Origin of the sequence: Anaerocolumna sedimenticola (assembly GCF_009931695.1) — a bacterium.
In the GTDB taxonomy this organism is placed as follows: domain Bacteria; phylum Bacillota; class Clostridia; order Lachnospirales; family Lachnospiraceae; genus Anaerocolumna; species Anaerocolumna sedimenticola.
The window spans coordinates 145594-161206 of record NZ_CP048000.1; the positions used below are offsets into that span (position 1 = coordinate 145594).

The following is a 15613-nucleotide window of genomic DNA, read 5'->3' on the forward strand; positions in this document are numbered from 1 at the left end:
CCTGGACAGAGATATATTGATAAATAAATTAAATTTTTAATTTTAATAAATTCATAACCGGTACATTAAAATTAATCGTGTTTGCCGTATAATTTTTATTATCTTCCTTTGATTTCTTTTCCTCATCATCATTAAAGAAAGTATCAATAAATTTCATATAATCATCGTAATTAAAAACAGACTCTAATTCATCCGCCGCAGAGGTACTTTCTTCAGTTTCATCACGGTTTATAATATTGTTTTTAATTTGAGCAATATCTATGGATGAAAATGTGACAGAATTCCCAGGGGCCAACGAATTGGTGGTAACAACCGCATTATTTGTATCTACACCCTGATTTGCAAACTTAAGTACTTTTTTAACGTAATTCTGGGTTTCTTCAAAAGGAGGTATACCGCCGTATTTCGCTACATTATTACTTCCGGCATTATAAGCTGCCAAAGCTAAACTGGCATTGCCGTCATATTTATCCAGCAGCTGTGAGATATACTTTGCTCCGCCCATTATATTCTGTTCCGCATCAAAAGAATCCGTAACGCCAAGAGAAGCTGCCGTAGCCGGCATAAGCTGCATAATGCCCTGGGCTCCGCATCTTGAAACTGCTCTAGCATCAAAACCAGATTCAGCCTTACCAATTGCTTTTAATAAATTCACCGGTACATTATATTTTTCCGATGCTTCTGTAAAAATGGAATCCAGACTTTTCGTTTCCCCTAAAAAGGAAGAGAAACTGCCTTTACCGGATGTGGATCTTTTATCAGAATTTACTCCATATACATTTTTATTCTCTACATTTGTAATTCTACTTACTTCTGACATTTTTTTCTCCTTAGCAAACACCAACATTCCGAAAAATGTTTTTGTTAATAAAGCAGCTTTAATATCTGTTATAACTCTATCATACTACTGATATATTAGCTTAAAAATAATGTTATCTTTTGTAAGATTTGGTCTAATTGTATTATAACTGAAACTTTACCTTGAAAGCAAGAATAATTTAAAAATATGGGCTTTTTTCCTATTTAACAGTTTTAATTTCTTTAGATAAAATTCAAACAGATATTCTTAAATCCGATGCACTACCTGTAAAGTTAAATTATTCCGCCTGTATTCCCTGCTTGGGTTTGCCGGCTTCCAATAAAACTTTACTGCCGGACATAATCAGCCCTTCGGTAAATAACAGGAGACCGGTACCAATTAAAATCCATTCTATTTTTATTATATCGGATAATGGTCCAAAAAGTAACATACCAAGTGGCAGCATTGCACTGGAAATCATTCCAAACACTCCAAATACTCTTCCTAAGAAGTCCTCTTCTACTTTTTCCTGAAGCATTACCGTAGACGAAGTATTAAAAAATGGCATAACAAATCCGAATACACCCATTAACAATAAATAGAGCCAGAATTCAGTAATAAAACCAAAAGTAAACGTACAAACACCCATAACAACACTGGATAACGTCATGGTATGGATTTTATTTCTAAAACCATTCCAAATTGTCATAATGATACCACCGGCCATCATACCTACGGAAAAAATAATTTCGATAGCAGTGAGCCGCCAAACCTCTTCACCAAAGCTTCGGGTAACCTGTAATGGGGTAAGAAAAGCAACAGGTGTGGCCAGAAAGAAGAAAAATGCACAGAATATAAAGTATTCTTTTACAAAAGGATGATTTTTCACGTAATTGATCCCTTTAAACATATCCTCTTTGTAACTGACTGCCTGTTCCGTCATAGCCTTATTGTGTGCACCTACATGTAAAAAGAACAGTAATATACTTACTCCGATAGCAGCGGTAATAACATCGATAAAAAATACCGCTTCAATTCTGGTGTAAGTCAGCAACGCTCCGCTTAGCATAGGAGATACCAGCATAATCAGGGACTGGATAGTGCCATTTGTCGCATTTATTTTAGTAAGCTTGTCCTCCGGTACCAGTTGAGGAAGAAATGCGTTAATCGCCGGTGACTGTATACCTGCCCCGACTGCACGGATAGCAGATACGATAAATAACATCCAAACGGAGTTATATCCCATTAAAAATAAGATCGCTAATATCAAAGTAGAGACAGCTATAAGAGAATCAGATAACATAATTAAAATTTTACGGTTAAAGCGGTCTGCCCATACACCTGCAAAAGGTGAAAGGAAAAAGGTAGGCAGAAAACCGCAGATAATGGATATGGTCATCATCACACCGGATTTCGTTTCTAAGGTAATATACCAGGTTATTGCATATTGGACCAGGGAGGATCCAAAGAGGGATAAAGTCTGACTGGTTAAAAAGATGATTATATTTCTTTTCCAAGTTTGATTCACAAGTTTTCTCCTGACATATATTATTAGGGGCTGCTGCAGAATAAATTGATATTTTGCAGCAGCCCCGTTATATCAAGGATAAAGTACTATGGACAATTTGTCAACGGTCTATTTTCTTAAATTTTCCTTACTGTTAATCCAGCCCATAGGTAATATAGTTTCGCAATTATCTAAGTCCAGCTCAATTAATGAGGTTTCCTCAAAAGATCCGTCTTTGAGGGATATAAAGTAAGTTTTTATCTCATTTGCATTAAGCTTAACTTCAGATATCTTTACAATAATATATAATATATATCATTTAATGCTATGTCAATCGGGATATGATTTATATTTTGTATAAACTCAGGTATTTTACTGATAAAAGAAAGGAAGAAAGACTTATATATCAGTCCTAACCTTTTGCATTAGAATTTTCGTTATTTCAGTTTTGTATGAAACTTATCTGCTAAAGAATTTAATATTTGTGCCTGCGTCGTCAATTCTTCACTTGCTGCTGAATTTTCCTGGGCTGTTGCAGAATTGCTCTCTATAATTGAAGATATCTGGTACACTGCATTCGTCACTTGCTCCAATGCAGTTGCTTGTTCTTTTGAAGTTTCTGAAATATCTTCAATAATATTCTGCATTTCTTTCGTGGAAGTTATAATCTCATTTAATGAAGCTGCTGTCCTATCTGCTATCCTGGTACCATTTTCAACGGCATCTAATGATTTTTGTATTAGGGAAGCGGTATCTTTTGCAGCTTCAGAGCTCTTGGCTGCCAGTTTACGGACCTCTTCCGCTACAACAGCAAAACCTTTTCCGGCGGTTCCTGCTCTTGCGGCTTCTATTGCTGCATTTAATGAAAGTAAATTTGTTTGCTCCGCAATTTCTTCTATTGTTTTTATAATATTTACAATTTGATTAGAGGAATCATTAATAAGTTCGATTGCTTGCATTAAATGTTTCATTTCCTGATTACTTGTATTAACACATATTCCTACAGACGCTGATTTTTCATTGGCAGCTTGTGTTCCTGCGGCATTATTTTTTACTTTTTCTGTTATATCAGTAATTGTAGCGTTTAATTCTTCGACTGTACTTGCCTGATCTGACGCCCCCTCCGCCAGGTTTTCTGCTGATTTTGCAATCTGTTCCGATCCAATGGCCACCTGTGCGGCATTTTCTTTTATTTGCAGTAAGGATTCATTAAAGGATTCCACGATCTTTTCAATAGAAATACCTAAAGGAATAAAGTCTCCAATATATTCATCCCCTAAAATTATATTTAGATTTCCGGCTGCAAGTTCACCAAGAGAATTTGAAATACTGTGTATAATATCTTTCAGCCTTTCAATTGTTACTTTCATTGAATTAAGAAGCGATGCCGTTTCATCTTGGGCCGTAGGTTCCGGTACCGGTGTGTTCAAGTCTCCATTCGAAAGAAGTTCCAGACGTTTTACTGCTTTTTCTATGGGTAATGAAATTTGAAATGCTATTTTCCTGCCAAATACAACTGCAAAAGAAATAAATATGATCATAAATATTAACGTAATCAGTATGGATATATAAAATCCTGTCATAAACTCATTTCTGTCTGAACATACGCCAACACTCCAACCGTTTGTGTTTTTGACCGGAGAATAACCAATTACTTTAGGAGTAGCTTTTTCCTGATATGTATCAAAACCGGTATTCAGCGAAATCATTTTTTTATGGACCTTTGCAAGACTACGATAAGAAATATTTGACTTAGCTTTTTCTATTGCGCTAAATTTTCCGACTTTAGAAGCTTCCTTATCAGCAATAATGGTACCGGTACTATCCATTAAATATACACTTCCTGTTTTTCCTATTTTTATGGAAGAAATAATATTATTTAAAAATTCAGACGGAGGTGTGATCGTAATAACCCCAACTATTTCACTATCGACAATACCTCCTGCCCATAGAGGTGTGGAAATGATAAAGCCTGGTTCTTTCGATTTTTCATCAATAACAATATCACTGATATAAGTTTTACCTTTCATGGCAGCTTGAAAGTAATCCGTAGCTCCTAAATTTTTATCCTGGGCTAAACTTATACCTTTTGTATCAATTAAATCCATGGAAGTGAATTTATATTGTATTGCTTTGGATTCAAGAAAAAACTTTTTCTGAGCTGCCGGTGTACTCTCCTTAGATAAATTCGACGTTTTTCCCATCTCTTCAGCGATCAGGAAATATTCTTCCAGCTGAGAGTTCACAAGTTCTGCCGATAAGCGGGCTGTCTCTGTCATCGAGGTTTTTAAAACCCCCATAGAACTGGTATAATTCAGCAGAACAGCACTTCCTCCCACAATAATAGTAAGTGCAAGTACAATCAATAGGATGGTATTTGAAATCTTTTTCTGGATAGAACCATCATTTTTGAATAACTTCGAAATAGCAGATAATTTTACCTCTGACTTTGAATTAAAGTCCTTTTTATTTAATAACTTATTTCTTCCTACTCTATTTTTGTTACCTTTTACTTTCTTTTTAATCATTTGTAAATTCACCCTCTCCTTCTTTGGTTTTATTACCCACAAAAAATTATTTGTAATTAATGAAACCTATTTTAGCGGGAGCTAGTCTGCCTTAATTCAATGGATTAAAGCAAAAACAGTCTCCCGCTGTGTTCAAATACTTATTATATTAACCGTTATATACTTCGTCTTTCATCATAAGATGAACAGATGCTAATTTGTAAGTCATAGGCAATGCTAAAATATTAGGATTTGGACCTACAAATTTTTTCTTTGCATCCTCTAGGGCTTCTTCGAATGATGCCCTGGTTTTTAACCCCATACCTCTTGCATATCCTGGCTGTTCTGCCCCAACCAGATAAATCGCAGAAGTATTTTGTTCCGCAATATGGCCGCAGGATATCATTGAAAATCCATGGAATGGATGAAATGCATTTGCATAACGGTATTTCCTTATATATTCTTCATTGGTTGCAAAGTATTCACCAAGACGGTTCATATCAGGCAGTGTATTCATACCGTCTTTTTGGAACATATCATACATTTCTCTTAAATATGGCCATAATTCATCATGAAAATATCCATTACAAGCTGACGAACAGATAATTACACATTTATCACTCATTATTCTCTTAAAACGTATTACCTGAGCGGATAACGCCTGCATAAGCATAATAGGGTTGGTTCCCATACCGTCTCCATAATGGAAGAACTGCGGCATACCAAATACCAATACATCATATTTTTTTTCGGCAAAGGGAACATAGGTCCTTTTGTCTGCTGTTTTCCAGGAAATTGGCTGCATTTCTTTCGCATAACCGCTGTTTATTTCAATTTGTCTTGATTTTGTGTCAAGTACGGCATCACAACAGAAGAATTTCTTACCCATACATTTTTCCATATGCTGTCCTATCTCATCAAACTTAGTCCTCATCATGGAATGACCGCTTACCGGAACAAAATCCTTTCTATGCATTACTTCCGGTACATGGTGGGAAGCAATGGATCTCCAATGGGTAATACCCGTAGCACAATGCTTATATCCGCCTGAATAACCGCCATAAGGATTACCCTGTGTATGTCCGATAAGTATGGCAACGTCACTGTCATATACATATTTATTCATAATAACAGGATCTCCCCGGTCTGTAACACCCAGGTCAACAAGATGATCATAATCTTCACTGTCATGATTTATAATCTGATGAGAATACCAAAATTCATGAAATAACTCGTCTCCTAAAACACCTCTGATTTCTTTCTCGGTATTCTTCCTGTGAAGTCCATTGGAACAGATAAGGAGAATATCTTTCTTTTCAACGCCAACACTATATAATTCTTTTAATATTAATTTTATTGATATTTTACGGTGAGATGTTGCCTGTTCTCCTCCCTTTACCCTATCAGGGAATATAATCGTAACTTTTGAACCTTTTTTGCTAATTTAGTTAAGGGTTCCATCCCAATTGGATTACGAAGAGATTCTAAAGTTTTCTCAACCAATTGATCTTCCGGAATACAGGGAGGATCTTTTACTGTTTCTCCCGTTATAAAAACGTCCGTATCATCCGGCAGATTTGCCTCCATCATACCATGTCCGTATTCAAATGATAATTTCATATTCTTCACCCATTGCTTACCGCAGACAAGTCTGCGTTACAACCTTTTCCTTTCTTCTTTTACTTTAGTTTTCGCAAACGCCTGTTTATTTACCCATATAGGTTTTAATTATTTCCAAATATTCATCCGGATAGAAACCTATTTCACCCTGGAATCTGGTTAATGCAATCAGCCCACCATCAACCTCCGGTATGGATGCCAACATCTTTGCATTATCTACTTTAAGGCCTCCACCGTATGTAACCGGTAATCCATTTGTCTCTGTTTTAATGAATTTAGCAATTTTTTCAATATATTCTCTGTCCGGGGGCGTTTTACCAGGCCCAATGGCCCAAATTGGTTCATATGCAATAGCAATTTTACTCTTGTCCACTCCATCAAGGCCGATAGATAATTGTTTACTCAGAACTTCCTGCCAGTTTTTCTGTTCATCGGCACTTTCACCAATACAATATAATACATGTAAACCTGCTGCAATTGCCGCTTTTATCTCTTTGTTAAGAATACGGTTTACAGCGTCCGTATCAGTAACACCTGCCTCTGATAAAATACCTGCTTTATCTTTTCTCTCTTCGCAGTGGCCAATAATTGTTCCCGTACAACCAATAGCTTTCATAGCATTGCCGGTTCTGTTTGTTGTAAATGCCCCGAAATTACCACCGTTTGCAGTATCTTCGCGGAATACACTCTGACATCCAATCTGAAGTATACTGTTTTCATTTAAAGCACTAATTGCGCCAAGTAAGTGTGCTTCCGGGAAATACATAACAAATTCAATCTCATTTTTATCATATTTATTCAATTGGTCCTTTGTATTTTCTACAATATACTTTCCCCATTCACCAGGGCTGGCTATATTATTTACTCCGCCATATTCTTTTGGAATATCAAATCTTTTTAAATTAAGATATATATGTTTCAATTTTTTCTTCCTTTCATAAACTTGAATTACATAGTCTATTGCAATCCTTTAAATTTTTAATCTCCACACAATTCGTACTTGTTTGAGTTTCAGTTGCCGTTAGGAGCATACCCATCTTTAAAACTAATAAAATCACCTAATTCTTCGCCGATTAACGGTTTACACCACTCTACAAATTCTTTTGTCACATTATTACCGCGTTCGTTGATATACTCTTTAGGAAGCACTCGTTCATGCAACATAACTTTTTCTATGGGAATTAAGGAAGTTTCAATCCTATATTCTTTCCCCGGTATACGGTTAATTCCAACCATAACTCCGGTATGCCCTGAAACTGCTGCTTTCACTGCTTCTCTTCCGACTAAAACCGCTTCATCACGGTCTACCCTTGATTGGAGAGCAATTGAAGTTCTGCCGCTAAGACCGGGTTTTTCACTTCTTGCTTTAATTCCCAATTTTTTGATTATCAGATTGGATAAATGTGAACTGACATCACCATAATATACAGCACGACCACTCTTAAAAATTGGCGGGACGATAGATTCACCATCTTTATTCTTAAGACCTTCGCTTACTACAACAACGACACCCCCAAGTTCATCATACAATTTCTTAACATCTTCTAAAAATTCATCTTCATCAAAGGACCTTTCCGGTAAATAGATGAGATGCGGGCATCTTTATCATTTTTTCTTGCTAAAGCAGAAGCAGCGGTAATCCAGCCTGCATTCCTGCCCATGGCTTCGATAACGCACACATGAATCGGTAATGATTTCACATCTGCGCCGATTTCCGCCGTAGTTGCAGCAATATACCTTGCAGCACTTCCAAAACCGGGTGCATGGTCAATAATGGAAATATCATTATCAATCGTTTTTGGAATACCTACTACATAAATTTCTTCTCCGTCACAAGCTTTTTGTGTTTTTCCGCATGTATCCATAGAACCATTACCGCCATTAAACAGTACGTACTTAATATTGTTTCTTTTAAATACCTCAACCATTTTTTTATAATCTTCTTGTTCCAGTGCAAATCTGGAAGATCCAATAGCAGTTCCCGGTGTTTGAAGTAAAAGTTCAAGCTTTTCTTCACTTGTTTTTCCCAAATCAAGAAAATTTTCTTTTAAGATTGCTTCCGTTCCACCAATTGCACCAAAAATTTTATCTATTTTGTCATTTTTCTTTGCCTCTGTGATTACACCATAAAGGGAAGAATTAATAACTGCAGTAGGTCCACCGCCATGTACAACTAAGAGATTACCTTTCATATCTGATACCACCTTTCTCTTCCTTCCAAAATGATATTATCATATTTAAATATAGAATCCTACGGATTTTTGACCTTTTTTACACAAACGTTTGCATAACTAGTAATCGTAATATTATAATATAATTTGTATAATAATCTTATTCTTATGCTTTATGATTCCCCATATACGAATAAGAAAATAAAATAAATGGGAGGATGCTATGACATTAAAAGAGATTGCTAAAATGGCGGGAGTTTCTATTTCTACTGTCTCACGTGTAATTAATCAGAGTAATTCAAAAGTCGCCAGTAAGGAAGTTCAGGATACCATTTGGAGAATTGTGAGAGAAACCAATTATATGCCTAATTCCACTGCCAGGAACTTAAAATTAGGTAATAATTCAGAATACTCGGTCCCCCTGGCGAAAACAATTGGCTGTATCTTTGCCCGTTCAAATATTACTACGAATGATCCTTTTTTCTCTCAAATAGCAAGAGCCATTGAACAGGAAGCTTTCAGGCAAGGATACATTATGAAATATTCTTTCTCCGCTTATGATATCAATGATGCCAATACCTTTCATGTGATTTCCAGTAATCAGGTAAATGGTATTGCAGTGCTTGGACGATTTGATAAGAACTTGCTGACCTTTATTAAAAAACAATATAAACATGTAGTTTATACCGGCCTTAATACGATAGATACCGATTTTGACCAGGTAATATGTGACGGATATCAGGCTTCTGTTGCGGCTGTTAAATATCTTCACAATTTAGGACATACTTCCATTGGTTATGTGGGAGAAAAAAGTAAGGAATTAAGATATCAGGGGTATCTGGATACCATGAATTCACTCTCCTTACCGGTTACCCGTGAAAATATCATTGTTACACCTCTATCCTCAGAAGGAGGTTACAATGGAGTAAAGGAATATTTAAAAAAGGGGCTTAATGTTACAGCTTTATTCTGTGCCAACGATTTGACCGCAATTGGAGCAATGAAAGCAATAAAGGAGTATGGACTTAATATTCCTGCTGATGTGTCAATTATAAGTATTGATGATATCGATACTGCACAATACATGTCTCCCATGCTTACTACGATCCGTGTTCCGATGGAAGAACTGGGTAAAATGACAGCCAAAATATTAATTGACCGTATTGAAAATGGTAAGACTCTTCCTATAAAAGTTGAACTCCCATTTTCCATAATTACCAGAGAAAGCTGTATGGGAATTAAGCCGGTAACGAAAGCCAAAAACAAATAATTATCTAAATACTTATTGGAAAGTTGGAAAAAAACATGAATAAAAAAACATTATACTTAGAGTGCTACTCAGGAATCAGTGGTGATATGACTGTTGCAGCTTTGCTGGACCTGGGCGCCGATCAGGATATATTAATGACCGGCTTAAAAAGCCTGCATGTAGACGGTTATAAAATAAAAATCGGAAGAAGAATGAAAGCCAGTATAGATGCTTGTGATTTTGATGTCATCCTTGATCAGGAAAGCTGTGAATTTACCGACCATAGTCACAACCAAAAGCATAAACCTGCGGATAATCAGGATCATATACATCTTGGCCGGCAGGATCACAGAAATTTATATGTAATCAATTCCATCATAGATCAGTCAAATCTTACGGAAAAAGCAAAAGATATTGCTAAGAAAATATTCTATATTGTAGCAGTTGCAGAATCAAAAGCTCATGGACTGCCTATAGAAGAAGTACATTTTCATGAAATTGGCGCAATTGATTCCATCGTGGATATCGTTGCTACTGCCGTTTGCCTGGATAATCTCGGTATTGAAGAGGTTATTGTATCCGAATTATATGAGGGTACCGGTCATATCAGATGCCGCCACGGAATGCTCCCTGTTCCTGTTCCGGCAGTTGCCAATATTGCAGCAGACTATAATTTACCTCTGCATATAACCTCTATAAAAAATGAATTAGTTACGCCAACCGGAGCTGCAATTGTCGCTGCAATCAAAACGAAAGACTCTTTACCAAAAGAATTTAAAATTGTTAAAATCGGGATCGGTGCAGGAAAACGTGAATATGAGCAAGCCGGGATATTAAGGGCAATGATTATTGAAGAATTCAGCTAAAATTCTTAGCATTCGTATTTATTAAAGCCTTTTTTGATTTGTATTATACAAACCGAAGAACCACGCTTTGTGAGTTTCTTCGGTTAGCGTACCCATTCGAATTATTGCAAGCAAGCTTGCTAATTCTCACTTTGCTTTCGCGGAAATAAAAAGGGCATTGGATTAATTTATAAGCTAATCCAATGCCTCTTTTCTATGTTGTGATACTTTCATAGATTTATTTTTGTATCTCACTCAAATATTCAGTTTTCATTCGTTTTAAAATCTGTTTTCCAACTCAAATGAATTTTCATGGAATAATATAAAATTTATATTTTTTATTTATTTTTAGTTTTTTTATTTTTTTAATTCATTAAATTGAAAACTTTACTGCATTATATATATTAATGAAAATTATGACAACCATTAATGCAATAAATAATTTATTTACCCCTTTAACAGATATGGTTTTATTTACTTTACTTCCGACCATTCCTCCGGACATTCCCCCTATAACCATAAGAATCAATGCGAGTGTATTAAATTCAGGAATAACCCCGCTTATTATTGAGTTAAATAAACTGGTAAATTGTGAAAACATAATTATGTATAAGGAATTAACAGCTGCGCACTTGAGGTCCATTGAAAAAAAATAAGTAAGTACAATTAAATTAATTGGTCCACCGCCAATGCCTAAGAAAGAAGATAAAACACCCAAAAATAAACCAATTAAAACACATACCACTTGATTACTAATTACATAGGTCTTAATTTTATTAGAATAAAGAGTGTATAATAAAGTACCGGTTGTAATAATGATTAAGACAATAGCCTGTATTGCTCCTACTGTTTTCTCCTTCGGGAAAATAACATAAATATAATGAAATGCCTGTTTTCCCAGTATACCACCGATTGCCGCACCTATGGCTAATGCTGTTGCTGTTTTTAAATTAACTACTGATTTATCGCTTTTCAATGATTTGATTACGGATATGGTTGACATGGAAAGTACGGTACAACCTGATAAAAAGCTGATTGAACTTACACTCATAACACCAATCGTGTCAAGTACCGGTTTTATTATAACACCGCCTCCAATTCCGCAAATGCCGCCCACTGCCGATGCCAAAAAGCTTACAAGTAAAAATATAAAATACACATTGTTTTCCTCCAAGTTTGATATTAATTATAGCCACTGAGGTTATATAAGTTAACAAGTTCTAAAAAATAAGTAACGGAAGGAAGATGATTTAAATTCTTTTTTTAACACTGGAATAAATATTAGCATAAACAGCTTTAGAATCCCACAATTCTAAACCAAATTTTATGCAAACGTTTGCCTATTATTGTTACCTTCTCCTGATAAAAATTCTGTATAATCTTAATATACGATACAAGCATTGGAAAGTAAGATTTTGACTGCACATAATGAGAAAGGAATTATGATACTATGATTTACGAAATACATACGATACAAGAAAAATCACAACTTAAAGACTGCCCTATTTTTCATATAGACCAATACAATTGGGGCGGCGATTACAGACCTGCTGCATATGGTACAATGGCCTATATCAAAGAAAAAGGATTTGTTGTTTCAATGAAATGTGAAGAAAAAGATCCCTTGAGAACCTTTATAAATAATGAAGATCCGGTTTTTCAGGACAGTGCGATGGAGGTTTTTATCGACTTTGCACCGGAAACAGAGAAAGGTACTTATGTTAATATCGAAATGAATGCCAACGGAGCAATGCTCAACCGTTTTGGTGAGAAACCACCGGGAAGAAAAGTTTATACCGAATTTACCAATGCCAGATGTTTTTGTATGGCACAAGTCAATAAAGATTCCTGGACGGTAGAGGTTCAAATTCCCTTACAATATGTAAAAGACCTTTTTGGCAAAGAATCTTTCGAACCAGGGGATAAAATACGCTGTAACTTTTACAAATTATGCCACAACGATATTCCTATCGCCCATTATGGCAGTTATACGAAGATTGATCTTCCATCCTGGAACTTTCATCTGCCGGAATATTTCGCAGATGCTGTGATTATGGAATAAAATATTCTTTACGCGGGTTCTCAACATGAAATGAATTTCATTTTTAATTTAAACTTTTACCTCATAAAATTATATGGGTTTTACCTCCTTAGAGCCCTTTAGAGCCAGCTTCGGCAGGAAAACCCGTATTAACTCAATGTTATCTCCGGCAATTACCTGTTTCAATAAAAAAAGAGGTTGGATAATAGTACTGTCCTAAACATTTTGATCTATATTCAAAAGTGTTTGTCTGCATTATTATCCAAACTCTTATTATTCTATTTATCCTACATCTCTATAACTGGTATATTTAATAATTTGCAAATAGCTATCATGGAATCCGCAACGTCTTCCCATACAATACTGTAGTGGTGAGGTATACCCTCTTCTATTATCTGCTCTACAATTTTTCTTACGGGTGTTTCTACCTTAATATTAGCCATAATGCCTTTGGTATAGCGGTCCTTATCAATTGCAGTCCCCCTAAGCAGGAATAATTTATAAGAATCATCAATATTGCAAAATCTCGCTATTGTAACCTTGCCTTCTTTTAGATCACCATAAAATGCTGTTCCCTGTCCGGCTAAAGGATGGTTCTGAATTGTGAAATCATGTTTTGGATTCTTCAAAGATGGTGCTGCATTTCCACAATGCCAGAAAGTCATTACATTATCCTTTTCATCAATATTAATCATATCAGTAATGAAAGTCGGAAGTCCGGTAAGGTAATGCTGTACGATTTGTGCCAGTTCAGCATCAACATCTCCTTCACATCCAATATTCAAACCTTCATCAGCTAATCTACCTAACACAGCACATGGAGTTGTATGCAGATTCCCCATTTCCGGCCAGCATTTAATACTTGCAAAATCATAAGCCTGCCTCTCCATAAGATCTTTTAAAGCCAGATATAACTTGGAGTGATTCTCTAAATGGCCCTCCGGAAGTTTACTTACATCATATGCTTTCGACATCTGATCCATATCTGCCTCATATGCTTCTCTGGGTAACTTTTCCATTTCATCAAATACTACTTTTAAATCTGTTTCTTCCATACGGATACCAAAAGTTTTTCGAATCAACCCTTCATTAAAGCTGGAATTGTAGAAAGCAGTCGGACGATAACCAAATAGTCCCAGTACGGTGCCTTTTAGTTTATTTACAACGTTATAGGATGCAATTAAATTTATAACCTTTGATGCAATATCAGATTCTTCTTTATCTCCATAAACGGCATAACAGGTATAACCTAATCTTTTTAAGGAAGCAGAATTCATAGTTAATGCTACCAATGCATTGGCATATAATCTATCATTCTTATCAAATTCCGGCTCATGAGGTGCCCAGAGAACAATGGGAACATTAAGATTTTCAGCAAGGCATGTTGAAACATCATCTCCTGTAAATGCCCCATATACCATTACAATAATATCTACCGCTTCTTCTTTAAATTGATTTGAGATTTCTTCAACTGCCTGCGGTGAATCACCTAAAGATTTTGCTTTTATCAGATTGATGTCATGTAAATTTGCGTGAAGCCATTCCCCATATTCTTTATTTCTTTTTTCAGGAAGTTCTCTTGGCCATCTTCCTGAAAGAGTTGTTATGAATCCGACGTTAAGTTGTTTTTTCATGAGATTTCCTCTTTTCTTTTATTATTATAAATCGGAGAAACTCTATACTATAAGTTTCTCCGTATCAAGTGCGTATGGAATTTATACCAAACAAGCTGAAATTTTTGCTTTTCTTTCACCCAATTTATGAGCCTATTATACCAAAACAGGTTAATATATGTAATCTCTCTTATTCTGAGACCATCTTAAAATTCATTAAAATAAAATTATGCTTTACCGTCTGAACCTGCTAATCTTATTATATCTTTAATGTCTTCTGTTAACCTGTCATTGGCAAATTGGGATAACTTCCAGGAATGTCCCTGATGATTTAAGTGTTCTAATCCATAGGAATAGTGCTCTACATATTTATAACGTATTTCTGTTCCGAAATTAATCTTGGAAACTCCCAGAGAAATTGCTTCCTTAATAACCTCTTGTGACATTCCGGTACAGCCGTGAAGAACAAGTGGTATATCCGTAAACTCTCTGACCGCTTTTAAGACTTCAAGTTTAATATCCGGTTCACCTTTATAATAGCCATGTGCATTACCAATTCCTATTGCTAAAGAATCCGGATTACATAAAGAAAGAAATTTTCGAACATCTTCAGGATTAGCAATATTTTTGTTCTCCGTAACTGCTCCGTCTTCATCTAATCGAACAAGCTCCCCAATCTCTGCTTCAACCATAACTCCATATTTTTTTGCTTCTGTTATAACTTTATTCGTAATTTCAGCATTTTCTTCTATTGGTCTGGTAGATCCGTCGATCATTACAGAGGTAAATCCCAAGTTTAATGCTTCCTTACAAATCTCATAACTGTCTCCATGATCAAGATGAATGGATACCGGTACTTTTACCTTATTCGCACACCATTTTGATACTTCTACAAACCAATCATTCCCTGAATATGCCCCTGTAGATACATAATGTGCTAAAATAATCGGAGAATTCATTTCTTCTGCAGCACGGCAGATTGCCCATATGATATCATAATTGCCACCCTGTGTATTAATTGCCGGAATTGCATAGCCATTACGGCTGGCATGTTCTATATTTTCTTTATTTGTTACTAGCATATTTATATGTCCTTCTTTCCTATTCGTTATTTGTTCAGTCACTGCGTTTCTTACATACAACCATTAATTCGTTCTTGAAAATATGCAAAAAATACATATTACAATCACGTTTTAACCGCTTTACGAGCTAATTTACTCGAATACTGCGAATTATTTGGAATACTAAATAGTTACAGCAA

The 15613-nt window shown here is 35.6% G+C and carries 10 protein-coding genes and 2 pseudogenes; 3 read left to right on the plus strand and 9 right to left on the minus strand.

Going from position 1 to position 15613, the window contains the following annotated elements; translation table 11 throughout:
- Window positions 1-28: 28 nt before the first annotated feature.
- From Ana3638_RS00585 to Ana3638_RS26685, 6 genes and pseudogenes are all read right to left on the minus strand, one after another.
- Window positions 29-820: a lytic transglycosylase domain-containing protein gene (locus tag Ana3638_RS00585; protein WP_246240649.1), complete on the minus strand. Its 792-nt coding sequence runs from the start codon at window positions 818-820 to the stop codon at window positions 29-31.
- 277 nt (window positions 821-1097) lie between these two features.
- Window positions 1098-2327, minus strand: a complete 1230-nt coding sequence (locus tag Ana3638_RS00590; RefSeq protein ID WP_161836102.1) for an MFS transporter — start codon at window positions 2325-2327, stop codon at window positions 1098-1100.
- Between the two features lie 416 nt (window positions 2328-2743).
- Window positions 2744-4834, minus strand: coding sequence for a methyl-accepting chemotaxis protein (locus Ana3638_RS00595; protein ID WP_161836103.1), 2091 nt, complete (start codon window positions 4832-4834; stop codon window positions 2744-2746).
- A gap of 148 nt (window positions 4835-4982) precedes the next feature.
- A pseudogene (locus tag Ana3638_RS00600) lies at window positions 4983-6433 on the minus strand (lactate racemase domain-containing protein).
- Between the two features lie 85 nt (window positions 6434-6518).
- Window positions 6519-7355 (minus strand): triose-phosphate isomerase family protein, encoded by an 837-nt coding sequence (locus Ana3638_RS00605; RefSeq protein ID WP_161836104.1) that lies wholly within the window; start codon window positions 7353-7355, stop codon window positions 6519-6521.
- An 89-nt stretch (window positions 7356-7444) separates the two neighbouring features.
- Window positions 7445-8625 (minus strand): annotated as a pseudogene (locus tag Ana3638_RS26685) (diphosphate--fructose-6-phosphate 1-phosphotransferase).
- A 202-nt stretch (window positions 8626-8827) separates the two neighbouring features.
- Between Ana3638_RS26685 and Ana3638_RS00615 the strand changes: the two are divergent.
- Together Ana3638_RS00615 and larC are read left to right on the plus strand one after the other, a co-directional pair.
- Complete coding sequence (locus Ana3638_RS00615) at window positions 8828-9874, plus strand: LacI family DNA-binding transcriptional regulator (RefSeq protein ID WP_161836105.1); 1047 nt, start codon at window positions 8828-8830, stop codon at window positions 9872-9874.
- Window positions 9875-9909: 35 nt separating this feature from the next.
- The gene (larC, locus tag Ana3638_RS00620) at window positions 9910-10719 is read left to right on the plus strand and encodes a nickel pincer cofactor biosynthesis protein LarC (protein WP_161836106.1); all 810 of its coding nucleotides are present in this window, start codon (window positions 9910-9912) and stop codon (window positions 10717-10719) included.
- A gap of 352 nt (window positions 10720-11071) precedes the next feature.
- Here the strand turns inward: larC and Ana3638_RS00625 are convergent, their stop codons facing one another.
- The gene (locus tag Ana3638_RS00625) at window positions 11072-11857 is read right to left on the minus strand and encodes a sulfite exporter TauE/SafE family protein (protein WP_161836107.1); all 786 of its coding nucleotides are present in this window, start codon (window positions 11855-11857) and stop codon (window positions 11072-11074) included.
- Between the two features lie 291 nt (window positions 11858-12148).
- On the opposite strand from Ana3638_RS00625, the gene Ana3638_RS00630 reads away from it, so the two are divergent.
- Window positions 12149-12760: a carbohydrate-binding family 9-like protein gene (locus tag Ana3638_RS00630; RefSeq protein ID WP_161836108.1), complete on the plus strand. Its 612-nt coding sequence runs from the start codon at window positions 12149-12151 to the stop codon at window positions 12758-12760.
- Window positions 12761-13026: 266 nt separating this feature from the next.
- Here Ana3638_RS00630 and Ana3638_RS00635 read toward each other — a convergent pair whose 3' ends face one another.
- Window positions 13027-14373 carry an L-fucose/L-arabinose isomerase family protein gene (locus Ana3638_RS00635; RefSeq protein WP_161836109.1) on the minus strand — a complete coding sequence of 449 codons (1347 nt, stop codon included), beginning with the start codon at window positions 14371-14373 and terminating at the stop codon, window positions 13027-13029.
- 206 nt (window positions 14374-14579) lie between these two features.
- A complete protein-coding gene (locus Ana3638_RS00640; protein ID WP_161836110.1) occupies window positions 14580-15434 on the minus strand; it encodes a class II fructose-bisphosphate aldolase in 855 nt (284 codons plus the stop codon).
- Window positions 15435-15613 lie beyond the last annotated feature (179 nt).